Genomic DNA, 15,706 nt, shown 5'->3' with positions numbered 1-15,706 from the left:
TGTCATGGACAGCACTCTCATCAACCTCTGGCCGCTTCTCGGGGTGGCCGTCATCATCGTGGGATTCGTCCTGCGCTTCAATCCCTTTGTGGTGGTGGTCGTGACGGCGCTCGTCACTGCTGCGCTGGCGGGCTTTCCGTTCCAAAAGGTACTGGCTGAGCTGGGCACGGGCTTTGTCAAAACCCGCAATCTGCCGCTCATCCTGGTGCTGCCGCTGGCGGTGATTGGCCTGCTGGAGCGCCATGGCCTGCGCCAGCATGCGCAAAACTGGATTGGCCACATCAAGTCGGCCACCACCGGCCGCCTGCTGATCGTCTACCTGGGCGCACGCCAGTTGACCGCCGCCATCGGCCTGACCAGCCTGGGTGGCCACCCCCAGATGGTGCGTCCGCTGCTGGCCCCTATGGCTGAAGGCGCAACCGAGACCCGCTACGGCAAGCTGCCCGAAGCGCTGCGCTACCGCCTGCGCGCTTTCAGCGCTGCGACGGACAACGTCGGCCTCTTCTTTGGTGAAGATATTTTTGTGGCCTTCGGCGCGATTGTGCTGATGACCACCTTCCTGCATGAAGCCGGTATCGACGTCGAGCCGATCCATGTGGCCGTGTGGGGCATCCCGACCGCCATCTGCGCATTCCTGATCCATGCCTACCGCCTGCGCCGTCTGGACCAGTACATCGCCAAGGAAATGGCCAACGCGCCTGCCCCAGCATCGACCACCCGCGAAGGAGGTGCAGCATGATTTTCAGCATCACCCAAGTCTATTGGCTGGCTGGTCTGGTCATGGCGGCCGTGGCCGTCTTCAACCTGCTCGATGCGAGCAACCCCAAGCGCTGGACCACCGGCCTGTTCTGGGGCCTGTATGCGGTCATGTTTCTGCTGGGCGACAAGATGCCGCCTGAAGTGGTGGGTGCCGGCGTGATCGTGCTGGCCCTGATCGTGCTGGTCAAGGGCGTAGGCGGCGGCAAGCCGCAAGTGCGCAGCGATGCCGAGAACAAGGAAAGCGCACTGCGCCTGAAGAACAAGCTGTTTGTGCCGGCGCTGGCGATCCCGGTGGTCACCGTGATCGGCAGTGTGCTGCTCAAGGACTTCAAGATCGGCGGCAACTTCCTGATCGACCCCAAGAACGCCACCCTGGTAAGCCTGGCACTGGGCTGCATCATCGGTGCGGCCATGGCCTGCAAGATGACCCGCGAATCGCCGGTGCAATCGCTGCGCGAATCGCGCCGCCTGGTCGATGCGATGGGCTGGGCCATGGTGCTGCCGCAGATGCTGGGCATGCTGGGTCTGGTGTTCTCCGATGCGGGCGTTGGCAAGGCCGTGGCCCATGTGACCACCACCTACATCAACATGGACCTGCGCTTTGTGGCGGTGGTGGTTTACGTGGTCGGTATGGCGCTGTTCACCGTCATCATGGGCAATGGCTTTGCGGCCTTCCCAGTGATGACCGGCGGTGTGGGCGTGCCCGTGCTGATCAATGTGTACCACGGTGATCCAGCCATCATGGCAGCGATCGGCATGCTCTCGGGCTACTGCGGCACCTTGCTGACCCCGATGGCGGCCAACTTCAACATCGTGCCGGCGGCGCTTCTTGAGCTACCGGACCGCAATGCGGTGATCAAGGCGCAGATTCCGACCGCGCTGGGCATCCTGGTCTGTAACGTGTTCTTGCTGTACTTCTTGATGAACCACTGATCGCCGCAATAACAGGACTTCTGCATGACTGACACAACCGTACTGGTGCTGGGCTTTGAGCCCTTTGACAAAGCCCCCCTCAACCCCGCGTGGGAAGTGGCCCGCAGGCTCGATGGCAAAACCATCGACGCTGCGCGCATTGTTGGCGTGCAGCTGCCCTGTGTGTTTGGCAAAGCGCTGGAGGCGCTGGATGCAGCCCTGCAGCAGCACCAGCCCAGCCTGGTGATTGCGCTGGGCCTGGCCGGCGGCCGCACGGCGATGTCGATCGAGCGCGTGGCCATCAATGTCGATGATGCCCGCATCGCCGACAACGCCGGCCAGCAACCCGTCGATGTGGCAGTGGCCACCGATGGCCCAGCGGCCTATTTTGCGCGCCTGCCCATCAAGCAGGCCGTGGCTGCGATGCGCGCAGCCGGGGTGCCTGCCGAGGTGAGCAACACCGCCGGCACCTTTGTCTGCAACCATGTCTTCTACGGTCTGATGCACCGCCTGAACACGGTGCCCGCCTGGGCACAGACGCGCGGCGGCTTTGTGCATGTGCCCTACCTGCCCGAGATGGCAGCGGCACTGCCAGGCGCCCCGAGCATGGCGGTGGAGACGCAGTGCAAGGGTATTGAAGCGCTGATTGCGGCCGTGCTGCGGCATGATCCAGAACAGCAGGATCTGCAGCTGAGCGCAGGCCAACTCCACTGAAATTCATAAGAAAGGTAGCACCATGTCCCTCACCATGGATTTGAACAGCGATCTGGGCGAGAGCCTGGGTGCATGGACCATGGGCGACGATGCGTCCATGCTGTCCATCGTCAGCAGCGCCAACGTGGCCTGCGGTTTTCATGCAGGCGATCCGGCTGGCATTCTCGATACCTTGAAAAAAGCCAAGGCCAACAACGTCGTGGTCGGTGCCCATGTGGCCTACCGCGACCTGGTCGGTTTTGGCCGCCGCAACATGGACGTGGCCCATGCCGACCTGGTGAGCGATGTGATCTACCAGATTGGCGCGCTGCAAGGCCTGGCCGCTGCGGCAGGCACCACGGTGCGCTATGTCAAACCCCATGGCGCGCTGTACAACACCATTGCGCAGGACCGCCGCCAGGCCGCTGCCGTGATCGAGGCCATGCAGGCCGTGGGCGGCCAGCTGGCGCTGGTGGTGCTGGCCGGCTCGCCACTGATGCAATGGGCGCGTGAAGCGGGCCTGACGGTGATCGCCGAGGCCTTTGCCGACCGTGGCTACACCCCGCAAGGCACCTTGGTATCGCGCCGCGAGCCAGGCGCTGTGCTGCACGACCCGGAGATGGTTGCCCAGCGCATGCTGCAGCTGGTGCAGCAAGGCACGGTGCAGGCCAATGATGGCTCCGTGGTTGAGGTGCAGGCCGATTCCATCTGCGTGCACGGCGACAGCCCCGGCGCGGTGGCCATGGCCAAGGCGGTGCGCGAGCACCTGCAGGCGGCCGGCGTGCAGATCCGCTCCTTCATGGACAAGGCGGGCGCATGAGCGACGAACGCACGATGCGCTTTCTGCCCGTGAGCGACCAGAGCATGCTGGTGGAGCTGCAGGACCTGGAGCACACCTTGGACCTGTTGGCCGCACTGCAGGCCGAGCTGCCCGCTGGCGTGCAGGAGCTGGTGCCCGCTGCGCGCACCATCCTTATCTCGTTCGACCGCTGGCAGACCAGCGCTGCCGATCTGCAGCGCCATATGGCCGCACTGCGCCTGGGCCGCCAGGCCCGCAGCGCCGGCCAGCGTGTCGAGATTGCCGTGCACTACGACGGCGAGGACCTGGCCGATGTGGCGCAGATCCTGGGCATTGATGTGCCCGAGTTGATTCGCCGCCACAGCGGTAGCGATTACAGCGTGGCCTTTTGCGGCTTTGCGCCCGGCTTTGCCTACCTGACCGGTGGCGACCCGAGCCTGAACGTGCCGCGCCGCAGCACGCCGCGCACCAAGGTGCCTGCGGGCTCGGTGGCGATTGCCGGCACCTTCAGTGCCGTCTACCCCAATGACACCCCCGGCGGCTGGCAGCTGCTGGGCCGCACCGAGGTGCCCATGTGGGACCTGCTGCGCAACCCGCCTGCCTTGCTGCAGCCGGGCATGCTGGTGCGTTTTGTCGATGCCAGCACCGCGGCTGGCCAGGCCTTGCTCCAGCAGCAATCTGCGGCGCAGGCCCAGGCCCCCGCAGCAGCCGAGCACACCGGCGCAGGCATGCGTGTGCGTGCCACCGGCTTGCAGACCCTGGTGCAGGACGCTGGCCGTGCCGGCCAGGCGGGCCAGGGCGTATCGGCCGCCGGTGCGCTGGACCAGGGCGCGATGCGCCGTGCCAACCGCTTGGTGGGCAACGATGCGCGCCAATCGGTGCTGGAATCCGTTGCCGCAGGCCTGCAGCTGCAAAGCCTGGGCGCCACCGTGGTAGCCGTTACTGGCGCCACCGGCCCCCTGACCGTGCGCAGCGCCAGCGGCGCTGCCTGGCAGGCCGAACGCAATGCGGCCATTGCCTTGAACGATGGCGATGTGATCCAGCTGGGTGAGCCCGACAGCGGCGTGCGCAGCTATGTGGCAGTGCGCGGCGGCTGGCTGGTGGAGCCCGTGCTGGGCAGCACCAGCACCGACACCCTGGCCCGCATCGGCCCTGCCGCCTTGACCACCGGCCAGACCCTGGCCGTGGGCGATGCACGCGATGCTGCTGCAGTGCAAGCCCCTGATCTGAACCCGCCTGCACTGCCCAAGGCCGGTGAGACGGTGGTGCTCGATGTCGTCATGGGCCCGCGTACCGACTGGTTCACCCCAGAGGCGGTGGCCCTGTTTGCCGCGCAGCGCTGGCAGGTCACCCCCCAGTCCAACCGCGTGGGCTTGCGCCTGGCCGGTGAAGAGGCACTGGTGCGCAGCCAAACCCAGGAGCTGCCCAGCGAGGGCACGGCCCTGGGCGCCATCCAGGTGCCCGCCAGTGGCCAGCCCGTGCTGTTCCTGGCCGACCACCCTTTGACCGGCGGTTACCCGGTCATCGCCTGCATTGCCTCCTACCACCTGGACTTGGCCGCGCAAGTGCCCGTCGGTGGCTGGCTGCAATTCCGCCCCCTGGCGCCCTTTGCGGACCTGGTGGGCTGAGTGTTGAACAGGGCGTGCGCGCCCCGTTCTTGAATGGATATAGCTATGAATCAAGTGTTGATTGCAAACCGTGGCGAAAACCGACGCGCAGCGGCGGTTTCTCTACATTGCAGTGCCTGCGCAGCAGGCTGCGGCGATCTCGCTTCCCTGTCGTTGTTTGGTTGCTCGGAGTCTCAGCCATGAAAAAAGTATTGATTGCAAACCGTGGTGAAAACCGACGCGAAGCGGCGGTTTCTCTACATTGCAGTGCCTGCGCAGCAGGCTTCGGCGATCTCGCTTCTCTGTCGTTGTTTGGTTGCTCGGAGTCTCAGCCATGAAAAAAGTATTGATTGCAAACCGTGGCGAGATCGCCGTCCGAATCATCCGTGCCTGCACGGACCACGGTCTGAAGAGCGTGGCGGTGTATGCCGATTCCGATATCGACGCCCTGCATGTGCGCATGGCCGATGAGGCCTATGCGCTCGAAGGCCAGCGCCCGGCAGAGACCTATCTGGACATCGCCAAGCTGATTGCAGTGGCGCAAAAGAGCGGCGCAGATGCGGTGCACCCGGGCTATGGTTTCCTGTCCGAAAACGCCGCCTTCGCGCGCGCCGTGATCGGTGCCGGCCTGACCTGGGTCGGCCCACCGCCTTCGGCCATCGAGCAGCTGGGCGACAAGGTGCAGGCACGCAAGCTGGCGCTGAGCGTGGGTGCCCCGCTGGTGGCAGGCACGCCTGAGCCGGTCAAAGACGTCTCCGAAGTGCATGCCTTTGCACGCGACCATGGTCTGCCGATTGCGGTCAAGGCCGCGTTCGGCGGTGGTGGCCGTGGCATCAAGGTGATCTGGAAGGCCGAGGACATCGACGAGCTGTATGGCGCAGCGGTGCGCGAGGCGGTGACCGCCTTTGGCCGTGGCGAGTGCTTTGTCGAGCAGTTCCTGGACAAGCCCCGCCACATCGAAGCCCAGGTGATGGCCGACCAGCACGGCAATGTGCGGGTGCTCGGCACGCGTGACTGCTCCTTGCAGCGCCGCAACCAGAAGCTGGTCGAAGAAGCACCAGCGCCTTTCCTGACCGATGCGCAGCGCGAGCGCATCCACCAATCTGCCCGCGAGATCTGCCAGGCCGCTGGCTATGTGGGCGCCGGCACGGTGGAATACCTGCTGAGCCAAGGCGGCGCGATTTCGTTCCTGGAGGTCAACACCCGCTTGCAGGTGGAGCATCCCGTGACCGAAGAGACCACCGGTACCGACCTGGTGCGCCTGCAGTTCCGCGTGGCCGAAGGCGAAGTGCTGGCCGGCACCACGGTGCCCGCACCCCATGGCCATGCCTTTGAGTTCCGCATCAACGCCGAAGACGTGGGCCGTGGCTTCCTGCCCGCCCCCGGTCTGGTGACCCGCTTCGAGGCTCCATCGGGCCCCGGCGTGCGCGTCGACAGCGGTGTGGAATCGGGCTCGCAAGTGGCGGGCCAGTTCGATTCCATGCTGGCCAAGCTGATCGTCTGGGGCCCCACCCGCGAAGTGGCCGTGCAACGCGCACGCCGCGCGCTCAAGGAGTTCAAGATCGAAGGCGTGCCGACCGTGCTGCCGTTCCACGAAGCGGTGATGGCGCATGCCGACTTCATCAACGGCCAGCACTTTGGTGTGCACACCCGCTGGATCGAAACCGAGCTGATGCCCCAATGGGATGCCCAGCCCGAAACCCGTCCCCAGCCTGCCGCCACCGCTGGCCTGCAACGCGTCGCCATCGAGCTCGACGGCCGCCGTGTGATGCTGGGCCTGCCCGCCTCCCTGCTGTCCGGCCTGTCGGCCCCCGGCGCTGCCCCAGCGCCTGTGGAAGCAGCTGTGGACGAGAAGGCCGTGACCGCCGCCTCTGCCGGCACCCTCACGACCTGGAAGGTCGCTGACGGCGCCACCGTGCAAGAGGGCGAGCTGATCGCCGTGATGGAAGCCATGAAGATGGAAATGCAGATCAACGCCCCGCGCGCCGGCCGCATCAGCCTGAAGGTGGAAGCGGGCAGCTACCAGGCCGCTGGCGCAGTGATTGCGCGTATCGACTAAGCCGTCTTTTTGACGGTAGCCAAGAGCCGCGCAGCCTTTGGGTTGCGCGGCTTTTTTGTTGGGCTAGGGGATCCGGGATGGGCTGTCCGCATCACGGATCCCTGGAGCGGAAATCTCCACCACATCCCCCCGGCTGCCCGTCGCCAGCTCATGGTAGATGTCGTAGAGGTACTGACCCAGATCGCTCGCGGGCAGATCAGCGGGTACCGCCAGTTGAACCGGAGCGCGTTTGCCGTCCTGCCCGACGGCATAGCAGCGCCAGCCGCTAGGGCAGGGCTCCAGATCGAGGATGCGGCCAAAGACGTTAAAGCGGTGTCGGGGCATGGGCAAGCAACGCGATAGGGTGGTGGTGGCACCAGCCTAACCGAGGTCGCGCAGGCGCTGGTCACTACGGGGTACTTGCAGCCTGCGCCCGGGTGCCGCATGGCGTGGTGCAAGGGCCTAGCGCTGCTCGCCTTCCTGCCTGGCAAACACCCGGCTGAGCTGTTGTCGCTGGATACGGCGGTGGATGGTCGAACGGTTCACGCCCAGCAGGCGGGCGGCTTCGGAGACATTGCCCTGGCATTGGGCGAGTACCTGTTCCAGCGTGGCGGAAGGCATGGCATTGCCGTCGCATGCGGCGCCTGCCAAGGCTGTATCGCCAACCGCGTCCTGCCCCTGCGCCACAGCAGGGCTGCGCTGCAGCGCATCGGGCAGGTGCTCCAGGTCGATCTGTTGCTCGGCCAGCGCGGCGGCATAGCGCAGCGCATTGTGCAGCTCGCGCAGATTGCCGGGCCAGCGGTGGGCGCGCAGGGCGGCCTGTGCCGGCCCGCTCAGGCGCAGGCTGCAGCCCATGGCGGCGAGCATGTGCTCGGCCAGGGCCAGCAGGTCGCTGCGCTCGCGCAAGGCGGGCAGCTGCAGCTCGGCGGCGTTCAGGCGGTAGAGCAGGTCGGCGCGGAACTGGCCACTGTGCACCAGCTCGGCCAGCGGGCGGTGCGATGCGGAGATGACCCGGATATCGACCTTCTGTGGCGCACGCGCGCCCAAGGGCGTGATCTCCGACTCGGACAGCACGCGCAGCAGCTTGGCCTGCAGGGCCAGCGGCATGTCGCCGATTTCATCGAGGAAGAGGCTGCCCTGGTGTGCGGCCTCGACCAGGCCGGCGCGGCCTTTGTGCGCGCCGCCCGTCCAGGTGCCGGGCAGGTAGCCAAACAGCTCGCTCTCCAGCAGCGCCTCGGGGATGGCGGCGCAGTTGATGGCGACAAAGGCACCGCTGCGGCCGCTGGCGGCATGCAGCGCGCGGGCCAGAAACTCCTTGCCGCTGCCGGTCTCGCCCTGCAGCAGCACGGGCAGATCTTGCGGCGCCAGCCGGGCCGCCTTGTGCAGCACCTGGCCCATGGCGGCATCGCCGGTGTTCAGCGCCTGCAGCGGCGCGGGCAGGCTGGGGCGTGGGCTGGCCTGTGCGCTGCTGCGCGGCTGGGGTGGCAGCGCATGGGCAAACCAGATGCTGCCATCGCGGGCGCGCAAGATGCGCTCTTGCGCGGGGCGGTTGCGCATCAGCTGCGGCAGGGCCTGCAGGTCGGTGTCAAAAAAACGGCCCAGCGGCTGGCCGGTCAGCAGCGGTTGCTGGCGCCAGTTCAGCCCGGCGATGGAGGCCAGCATGCGGCTGGCGGCGTGGGTCATTGCGCGGATGCGGCCGCGCGCATCGATGCTGAGAGCCGCATCGGCATCGACATCGAGAAAATCCGGCGACTGCGCCAGGCGCAGCACCCAGTCGCTGCCCGATTGGGCCATCAAATTGGCCAGCTCTACCCGGCGCACGGCGGCGGTGACCAGGTGCAGCGCCATCTGCTGGCTGGCGCGGGCGGCGGGCGAGCGCAGCAGGGACAGATCCAGCACCGCAGCGAGTTGGCCTTGCAGATCGTAGATGGGCGCGGCGGTGCAGGACAGGCGCGTATGGGTGAAGTCGAAATGGTCGCTCTGGTGCACCGTCAGCGCCTCGCCGGTGGCCAGGCACGTGCCGACGGCCGAGGTGCCGGCAACATCCTCGCGCCACTGCGCGCCCAGGTAGAGGCCCGCGCTGCGCAGGTCGCTGGCATCGCTGTCATGGCCCAGAAAATCCACCGCCACGCCATGGCGGTCGGCCAGCAGCAATACATAGTCCAGCCCCTTGAGCTGTTGGTAGAGGCGCTCCAGCCCGCTGCGGGCAATGCGGATCAGCGATTCGGACTCTTCGCGGTGGGCGCGCAGCTGGCCGGCGGGCACGATATGGGCTTCGCTGGTGCGGCTCGGGTCGAGCCGGTGCTGGTCGATGCAGCGGCGCCAGCTGCCCAGCACAGCCCGGTCGCGCGCCTCCCCTTGCAGCGGGTAGCCCATGCCAAAGGCTTCGAGCTCCTGGACATGGGCGGTATAGCTGTGGATGGGCATGGCGGGTCTCCTGCAATCACCGGGCTGATTCTGTGCCCGCACCCTGGTGCTGCCAATCAGGCTTACCCGCAACAGATGCTGCAGTGCAAAAGGGCGCATGCAACAGGTGTTGCATCGGCTGCGGCAGTGCGCGCGCCAGCCCGCTGCTGGCAAACCCGCAGCGCGCGGCGCTGCTCTAAGGAGGTTGCAGTGCAGCATGGCCGCTTGGCATGGGGCTTGCAAAAACGCTGACGCTGCGGCCGCAGAGCCGCTGCGATACCGCCCAAAAAAGGAGACAAGCCATGACCACCGCTACTGCCACCCCGATGGCCACACCCACGGCTGCGGGCACACCCGCCGCCCGTGCCCAGGCCCTGCTGGACCAGCTCAACCAGGCGCTGGCCACCCGCGATTTTGCGGCGGCCAGCCAGCTGTTTGCCCAAGACTGCTTCTGGCGCGACTTGGTACTGCTGACCTGGAACCTCAAGACCTGCGAAGGCCCGGCGCAGGTGGCCGACATGCTGGCCGCGCAGCTGGATGCCGCCGCACCCTTGCTGCTGCAGCTGGACCCGAAGGAAGAGGTGACAGAGGCCGATGGTGTGCTGAGCGCCTGGCTGGTGGTGGATGCGCGCCATGCGCGGGGCCTGGGCCATCTGCGCATCCGCGATGGCCGCATCTGGACCTTGCTGACCACCATCCAGGAGCTCAAGGGCTTTGAAGAGGCGCAAGGGGTGCGCCGCCCGATGGGCGCCGAGCACGGCATACGCCGGGGCCGCAAGACCTGGCTGGACCGCCAGCAGGAAGAGGCCGGGACCCTGGGCGAGAGCCGCCAGCCCTATGTGCTGGTGATTGGCGGTGGCCAGGGCGGTATTGCGCTGGGCGCGCGGCTGCGCCAGCTGGGCGTGTCGCACATCGTCATCGACCGGCAGCCGCGCCCCGGCGACCAATGGCGCAACCGCTACAAATCGCTGTGCCTGCACGACCCGGTTTGGTACGACCACCTGCCCTACATTCCCTTCCCCGAGCACTGGCCGGTGTTCGCACCCAAGGACAAGATTGGCGATTGGCTGGAGATGTACACCCGGGTGATGGAGGTGAACTACTGGTCGTCCACCCAATGCCTGGGCGCCCGCTACGACGAGGCCGCCCAGGAGTGGGAGGTGACGGTGGAGCGCGAGGGCCGCACGATGGTGCTGCGCCCCAAGCAGCTGGTGTTTGCCACCGGCATGTCGGGCAAGGCCAACATCCCCCGCATCGAAGGCCAGGAGCGCTTCCGGGGCGAGCAGCAGCACTCGTCGCAGCATTCGGGGCCCGAGGCCTATGCCGGCAAGAAGGTGGTGGTGATCGGGGCCAACAACTCAGCCCATGACATCTGCGCCGCGCTCTGGGAGCATGGTGCCGATGTAACCATGGTGCAGCGCTCGTCCACGCACATCGTGCGCTCTGATTCGCTGATGGACATTGGCCTGGGCGATCTGTACTCGGAGCGCGCCGTGGCCAGCGGTGTCACCACCAAGAAGGCAGACCTGATCTTTGCCTCGCTGCCCTACCGCATCATGGCCGACTTCCAGGTGCCGCTGTACGACCGCATCCGCGAGCGCGATGCCGAGTTCTACCGCCAGCTCGAAGAGGCGGGTTTCATGCTGGACTTTGGCGATGACGAATCGGGCCTGTTCATGAAGTACCTGCGCCGCGCCTCGGGCTACTACATCGATGTGGGTGCCTGCGACCTGGTGATCGACGGCAGCATCCAACTGCAGGCGGGCAAGAACAAGGGCATCAGCCATCTCACTGAAAACGCCGTGGTGCTGAGCGATGGCACCGAGCTACCTGCCGACCTGGTGGTCTATGCCACCGGCTATGGCTCGATGAATGGCTGGGTGGCCGACCTCATCAGCCAGGAGGTGGCCGACAGGGTGGGCAAGGTCTGGGGCCTGGGATCGGACACCACCAAGGACCCCGGGCCCTGGGAGGGCGAGCAGCGCAATATGTGGAAGCCCACCCAGCAGCCGCAGCTGTGGTTCCATGGCGGCAACCTGCACCAGTCGCGCCACTATTCGCTGTACCTGGCGCTGCAGCTCAAGGCGCGGCAGGAGGGGCTGGCGACACCGGTCTATGGCCTGCAGCAGGTGCACCATTTGCGCTGATGCGGCTTGGGGCAAAGGATGGGCCGGCGTGGGCGGGGCGCCGCAGATTGTCAGAAATTGGGACCTGGCGCCAGCTATGGCCGATGGCTGACACCGGCTGGCCGCCCTTCAATGCCAGAATTGGGCGATGGTGACACAAGACTCCACGCTCGCCCAACGGGTGCAGCGCAAGCTCAATCCTTTCCGCCCCTTCTACCATGCGGCCGACCAATGGCTGGCAGCCGATGGCCTGCGCATGAGCGCGGCCATGTCGTTCTACGGCATGCTGAGCCTGGCGCCGCTGCTGCTGCTCCTGGTGGGGGTGCTGGGCTGGTGGCTCGATCGCTCCTACATCGAGAGCAACCTGATCCACCAGGTCGAAGACATCATGGGCTCACAGGTGGCCGATGTGGTGCGCGGCGCGCTGTCGAGTGCGCAGACCAAGTCGCAGGGCCTGATTGCCTCGGCGATTGGTTTTGTGATGCTGCTGTCGGGTGCTACCGGGGTGTTTGTGGAGCTGCAGACTTCGCTGGAGCGGCTGTGGAACCATGGCGAGAAGGTTGACAAGAGCGGCACGCCCTGGTGGTATTCGCTGGTGCAGCGGGTGCGGGGCCTGGGCTACATCCTGGTGCTGGGCTTTTTGATGCTGATATCGCTGGTCCTCACCACGATGCTGAGCATGACCACGCGCTGGGCCGGCGCCGTGTTGCATATCGAGGCCCCCGGCATGCTGCTGGGCGTCATCAACGAGACCGTGTCCTTCCTGATCACTGTCACCTTGTTCGTCGGCATGATGCGTATCGGCACGGGCACCAAGCCCCGGCTGCGCTTTCTGATTGCCGGTGCTGCGATTGGCGCCTTCCTCTTCACCATCGGCAAGCAGGTGCTGGCGTGGTATCTGTCCACCGCTGCCGTGGTCTCGGCCTATGGCGCTGCCGGCTCGCTGGTGGTGCTGCTGATGTGGATCTACTTCTCGTCTGCCATCCTGCTGTTTGCAGCGAGCTGTGCACGCTCGCTCAACGGTGCCGATATTGCGCTGCATGGCAAGGGAGGCGGCGCAGCGGAGGCGGACAGCGCACGCCTGCGGCCTGCGGCGGGCGAGGCGGCGACGGTGGATTTTCAGATCTAGAAGACCATCGCACCAACAACAATGCGCCCGAGGGCGCATTGTTTTTTGGGGGAAGGCGGGCCCGCTCTTCAGTGGGCCGGAGCCTTCACATCAAAGCCTTCGGCGCGGGTGTCATGGCGCATGAAGAACACCAGCGCAAACGCGACGACGGCCAACGATGCCAGGAACATGACGGCGTAGACATCGTTGCCCATCCTGTCCTTGAGCGTGCCAAAAATCGTCGGGCCGATGTAGCCACCCAGGTTGCCGATGGAGTTGATCCAGGCGATGCCCGCTGCGGCAGCGGTGCCGCTCAGGAAGGCGGTGGGCAAGGTCCAGAACGTGGGCAGCGCGCTGAAGATGCCAAACGCAGCCAGGGTCACCGCCGCCATCTTGGGCACCGGTGCGGCGGTGTTGGCAGCGATCAGCAGGCCGGCGACGATGCAGGCCAGCGGAATCAGCACAAACCACTTGCGCTCCTTCATGCGGTCGGAGCCGCGCGTCCAGAAGATCATTGCGATGGCGCCGACCAGATAGGGGAAGGCGTTGATGAAGCCGACCTGCACATTGGACAGGCCACCAAAGCCCTTGATGATCTGCGGCAGGAAGAAGCCCAGGCCGTAGAGCGGCACGGTGATGCCCATGTAGACAAAGCCCAGCGCGATCACCTTGGGGTTGAGCAGGGTCTGTTTCCAGGAGATCTTGTGGATGGATTCGCGGTTCTGGCGCTCGGCCGTCAGGGTCTTGGCCAGCCAGGCGCGCTCTTCGTCGGTCAGCCACTTGGCGTCCTGCGGGCCATCGGGCAGGTAGAACAGCACGACGAAGGTCAGGAAGATCGCCGGCAGCGCCTCCAGGATGAACAGCCATTGCCAGCCATGCATGCCGCCCATGCCGTCCATGTCGAGGATGAAGCCGGAGATGGGCGCGCCGATCACCGTGGAGATGGGGATGGCAAACATGAACCAGCCGACGATGCGCGCCCGGTAGGCGGCCGGGAACCACAAGGTGATGTAGAAGATCACGCCGGGGAAAAAGCCCGCCTCGGCAATGCCCAGCAGAAAGCGCACGATGTTGAAGCTGGTGGCACTGTCCACCCAGGCTTGGCCAGCTGACAGCACGCCCCAGCTGAACATGATGCGGGCGATCCACTTGCGGGCGCCAAACTTCTCCAGCGCCAGGTTGCTGGGCACTTCACAGAGAAAGTAGGAGAGGAAGAAGATACCGGCCGCGCTGCCGAACACGGCTGCCGAGAAGCCCAGGTCCTTGGACATGCTGGCCCCGGCAAAGCCGATATTGACGCGGTCGAGGTAGGCGATGAAGTAGCAGACCATGAGCAGCGGCAAGAGCCGCCAGCTGATCTTGGAGATGGTGCGCTGTTCCAGGGTGTCCATGTTGGTCTCCGATGCTGTTATGGGTAGGATGTGCGGTTGGGATGCTTCGCTTTTGATAGCTGTATGTTCAGTCATATCAAAAGCTGGCGCGACTTTTTCGATGGCGGCTGCCATGGCTCGCCGCTATTGTGCGCTGCAGCGTCCGCCGCCGCAATTGCGTCGGAGACAGATGCAAAACGCCCCGCACAGCGCAGGCTGGCGGGGCGTCCGGGTGATCGGGTGGGTGGATCAGGCGGTCTTCATCGAGCCGGTATCCAGGTAGCGCTGGTGCCAGGACAGCGCCTCGGTCAGGATGTGCGGCGTATGCAGGCCGGCCGACTGCTGCATCGCACGGTCCACATAGTCCTGCAGCATGGGGCGGAAGTCCGGGTGCGCGCAGCGCTCGATGATGACCTTGGCGCGCTGCTTGGGCGAGAGGCCGCGCAGATCGGCCAGGCCTTGTTCGGTGACGATGATCTGTGTGTCGTGCTCGGTGTGGTCCACATGCGAGCACATGGGCACGATGCAGGAGATATGGCCGTTCTTGGCCACCGAGGGCGTGACGAAGAAGGACAGAAAGCCGTTGCGGGCAAAGTCGCCACTGCCGCCAATACCGTTCATCATGCTCGATCCCATCACATGGGTGGAGTTGATGTTGCCGTAGATGTCGGCCTCGATCATCGAGTTCATCGCGATTACGCCCAGGCGGCGTACCAGCTCGGGGTGGTTGGAGATCTCCTGCGGGCGCAGGATGATGCGGTCGCGGTAGAAGTCGATGTTCTCCTCGAAATCGCGGTAGGCGGCAGACGACAGCGAGATGGAGGTGGCCGAGGCGCGCGCCATCTTGCCGCTGCGCAGCAGGTCAAGCATGCCGTCCTGCAGCACTTCGGTGAAGCCCAGCAGGTTGTCGAAGGGGCCGGTGAGCAGGCCGGCCAGCACCGCATTGGCGACATTGCCCACGCCCGACTGGATCGGCAGCATCTGCTGGGGCAGGCGGCCCATCTTCATCTCGTGCGAGAGAAAGTCGATGATCGAGGCGGCAATGGTGTTGGAGTTGGCATCCGGCGCGGCAAACACATTGTCGCGGTCGCCCTTGTGGGTCTCGACCACGGCGACCACCTTGTCCAGGTCCACCTTCAGGTAGCCCTCGCCGATGCGGTCGTCGGCATGCGTCATGCGGATGGGCACGCGGCGCGGCGGGATCGCCGTGCCGTAGTAGATGTCGTGCATGCCTTCCATTCTGGCGGGCGGCTTGGTGTTCACCTCGAGGATCACCTTGTCCGCAATCTCCAGCCAGGTCTTGTTGTTGCCCACGGCGGTCGACGGGATCAGCAGGCCATCGGCGGTGATGCCCAGCACTTCGACCACGGCCACATGCATGGGGCCCAGAAAGCCGAACCAGGCATGCTGGGCGACGTGGGACAGGTGCATGTCGATGAAGTTGATGTCTCCGGCATTGATGGACTTGCGCGCGATAGGGTCGGTGTTGAAGGGCAGGCGCTGGTCGATGGCACCGGCCTCGGCCAGCACGCCATCGCATTCCGCAGCGGTGGAGGCGCCCGTCCACACATTGATCTTGTAGGGCCGGCCTGCGGCATGCTCGGCCTTGGCATGGCTGGCAATGGCCTGGGGCAGGGCCTTGGGGTAGCCTGCGCCGGTGAAACCGCTCATGCCCACATTGGCGCCGGCGGGGATCAGGGCAGCCGCGTCGGCTGCGGACATGATGCGGGAGTGCAGCGCGCTGCAGCGCACACGGTCATTCAACGACATGGGGGAGACTCCAGGGAGATGTTTTCGTTATTGTCTACAGATGCAGCCCAGCGGCATAGGCCGGGCGGCGAGGCGGGCAAATCTTAGCAGTCGTTGCATCCGAAACCATTGAGAATCC

Annotated in this window: 13 protein-coding genes; 9 read left to right on the top strand and 4 right to left on the bottom strand. The window is 65.6% G+C overall.

Features of this window, described 5'->3' with window-relative positions; genetic code table 11:
• The first annotated feature begins 4 nt into the window (after window positions 1–4).
• The 7 genes from LPW39_RS09370 to LPW39_RS09340 all read left to right on the top strand — a co-directional run bounded on the left by LPW39_RS09370 (window position 5) and on the right by LPW39_RS09340 (window position 6,829).
• Window positions 5–739, top strand: a complete 735-nt coding sequence (locus tag LPW39_RS09370; protein WP_230773902.1) for a DUF969 domain-containing protein — start codon at window positions 5–7, stop codon at window positions 737–739.
• A complete protein-coding gene (locus LPW39_RS09365; RefSeq protein ID WP_230773901.1) occupies window positions 736–1,692 on the top strand; it encodes a DUF979 domain-containing protein in 957 nt (318 codons plus the stop codon). The genes LPW39_RS09370 and LPW39_RS09365 overlap by 4 nt, the downstream gene beginning before the upstream one ends.
• A gap of 24 nt (window positions 1,693–1,716) precedes the next feature.
• Entirely contained in the window at window positions 1,717–2,385 is a 669-nt protein-coding gene (gene pcp / locus LPW39_RS09360) for a pyroglutamyl-peptidase I (protein ID WP_230773899.1), read from the top strand.
• Between the two features lie 22 nt (window positions 2,386–2,407).
• Window positions 2,408–3,184, top strand: coding sequence for a LamB/YcsF family protein (locus LPW39_RS09355; RefSeq protein WP_230773897.1), 777 nt, complete (start codon window positions 2,408–2,410; stop codon window positions 3,182–3,184).
• A gap of 14 nt (window positions 3,185–3,198) precedes the next feature.
• The gene (locus tag LPW39_RS09350; RefSeq protein ID WP_230774320.1) at window positions 3,199–4,791 is read left to right on the top strand and encodes a 5-oxoprolinase subunit B/C family protein; all 1,593 of its coding nucleotides are present in this window, start codon (window positions 3,199–3,201) and stop codon (window positions 4,789–4,791) included.
• A gap of 179 nt (window positions 4,792–4,970) precedes the next feature.
• Window positions 4,971–5,108 (top strand): hypothetical protein, encoded by a 138-nt coding sequence (locus tag LPW39_RS09345; RefSeq protein WP_230773896.1) that lies wholly within the window; start codon window positions 4,971–4,973, stop codon window positions 5,106–5,108.
• Window positions 5,105–6,829 carry an acetyl/propionyl/methylcrotonyl-CoA carboxylase subunit alpha gene (locus LPW39_RS09340; protein WP_230773894.1) on the top strand — a complete coding sequence of 575 codons (1,725 nt, stop codon included), beginning with the start codon at window positions 5,105–5,107 and terminating at the stop codon, window positions 6,827–6,829. The genes LPW39_RS09345 and LPW39_RS09340 overlap by 4 nt, the downstream gene beginning before the upstream one ends.
• Window positions 6,830–6,892: 63 nt before the next feature.
• Here the strand turns inward: LPW39_RS09340 and LPW39_RS09335 are convergent, their stop codons facing one another.
• Together LPW39_RS09335 and LPW39_RS09330 are read right to left on the bottom strand one after the other, a co-directional pair.
• The gene (locus tag LPW39_RS09335; protein WP_230773888.1) at window positions 6,893–7,153 is read right to left on the bottom strand and encodes a DUF7661 family protein; all 261 of its coding nucleotides are present in this window, start codon (window positions 7,151–7,153) and stop codon (window positions 6,893–6,895) included.
• A 117-nt stretch (window positions 7,154–7,270) separates the two neighbouring features.
• Window positions 7,271–9,235: a sigma-54-dependent Fis family transcriptional regulator gene (locus LPW39_RS09330; protein ID WP_230773886.1), complete on the bottom strand. Its 1,965-nt coding sequence runs from the start codon at window positions 9,233–9,235 to the stop codon at window positions 7,271–7,273.
• A 305-nt stretch (window positions 9,236–9,540) separates the two neighbouring features.
• Here LPW39_RS09330 and LPW39_RS09325 point away from each other — a divergent pair, with 305 nt between their 5' ends.
• Window positions 9,541–11,361: an NAD(P)/FAD-dependent oxidoreductase gene (locus LPW39_RS09325; RefSeq protein WP_230774314.1), complete on the top strand. Its 1,821-nt coding sequence runs from the start codon at window positions 9,541–9,543 to the stop codon at window positions 11,359–11,361.
• A 127-nt stretch (window positions 11,362–11,488) separates the two neighbouring features.
• A complete protein-coding gene (locus tag LPW39_RS09320; protein WP_230773885.1) occupies window positions 11,489–12,469 on the top strand; it encodes a YihY/virulence factor BrkB family protein in 981 nt (326 codons plus the stop codon).
• A gap of 68 nt (window positions 12,470–12,537) precedes the next feature.
• Here LPW39_RS09320 and LPW39_RS09315 read toward each other — a convergent pair whose 3' ends face one another.
• Together LPW39_RS09315 and LPW39_RS09310 are read right to left on the bottom strand one after the other, a co-directional pair.
• Window positions 12,538–13,839 carry an MFS transporter gene (locus tag LPW39_RS09315; protein WP_230773883.1) on the bottom strand — a complete coding sequence of 434 codons (1,302 nt, stop codon included), beginning with the start codon at window positions 13,837–13,839 and terminating at the stop codon, window positions 12,538–12,540.
• Between the two features lie 228 nt (window positions 13,840–14,067).
• Window positions 14,068–15,588, bottom strand: a complete 1,521-nt coding sequence (locus LPW39_RS09310; protein ID WP_230773882.1) for an acetyl-CoA hydrolase/transferase family protein — start codon at window positions 15,586–15,588, stop codon at window positions 14,068–14,070.
• Between the last annotated feature and the right edge of the window lie 118 nt (window positions 15,589–15,706).

This window comes from Comamonas koreensis (genome assembly GCF_021026195.1).
In the GTDB taxonomy this organism is placed as follows: domain Bacteria; phylum Pseudomonadota; class Gammaproteobacteria; order Burkholderiales; family Burkholderiaceae_C; genus Comamonas; species Comamonas koreensis.
The sequence above is the reverse complement of the archived record's forward strand: the minus strand, read 5'-3'. Positions and strand labels throughout refer to the sequence as shown.

Bases quoted from the DNA above. Each gene is read 5' to 3' on its own strand.
- LPW39_RS09315 (WP_230773883.1), bottom strand. From the start codon at position 13,839: ATGGACACCCTGGAACAGCGCACCATCTCCAAGATCAGCTGGCGGCTC.
- LPW39_RS09325 (WP_230774314.1), top strand. From the start codon at position 9,541: ATGGCCACACCCACGGCTGCGGGCACACCCGCCGCCCGTGCCCAGGCC.
- LPW39_RS09310 (WP_230773882.1), bottom strand. From the start codon at position 15,588: ATGTCGTTGAATGACCGTGTGCGCTGCAGCGCGCTGCACTCCCGCATC.
- pcp (WP_230773899.1), top strand. From the start codon at position 1,717: ATGACTGACACAACCGTACTGGTGCTGGGCTTTGAGCCCTTTGACAAA.
- LPW39_RS09320 (WP_230773885.1), top strand. From the start codon at position 11,489: ATGGTGACACAAGACTCCACGCTCGCCCAACGGGTGCAGCGCAAGCTC.
- LPW39_RS09365 (WP_230773901.1), top strand. From the start codon at position 736: ATGATTTTCAGCATCACCCAAGTCTATTGGCTGGCTGGTCTGGTCATG.
- LPW39_RS09355 (WP_230773897.1), top strand. From the start codon at position 2,408: ATGTCCCTCACCATGGATTTGAACAGCGATCTGGGCGAGAGCCTGGGT.
- LPW39_RS09340 (WP_230773894.1), top strand. From the start codon at position 5,105: ATGAAAAAAGTATTGATTGCAAACCGTGGCGAGATCGCCGTCCGAATC.
- LPW39_RS09350 (WP_230774320.1), top strand. From the start codon at position 3,199: ATGCGCTTTCTGCCCGTGAGCGACCAGAGCATGCTGGTGGAGCTGCAG.
- LPW39_RS09370 (WP_230773902.1), top strand. From the start codon at position 5: ATGGACAGCACTCTCATCAACCTCTGGCCGCTTCTCGGGGTGGCCGTC.
- LPW39_RS09335 (WP_230773888.1), bottom strand. From the start codon at position 7,153: ATGCCCCGACACCGCTTTAACGTCTTTGGCCGCATCCTCGATCTGGAG.
- LPW39_RS09330 (WP_230773886.1), bottom strand. From the start codon at position 9,235: ATGCCCATCCACAGCTATACCGCCCATGTCCAGGAGCTCGAAGCCTTT.
- LPW39_RS09345 (WP_230773896.1), top strand. From the start codon at position 4,971: ATGAAAAAAGTATTGATTGCAAACCGTGGTGAAAACCGACGCGAAGCG.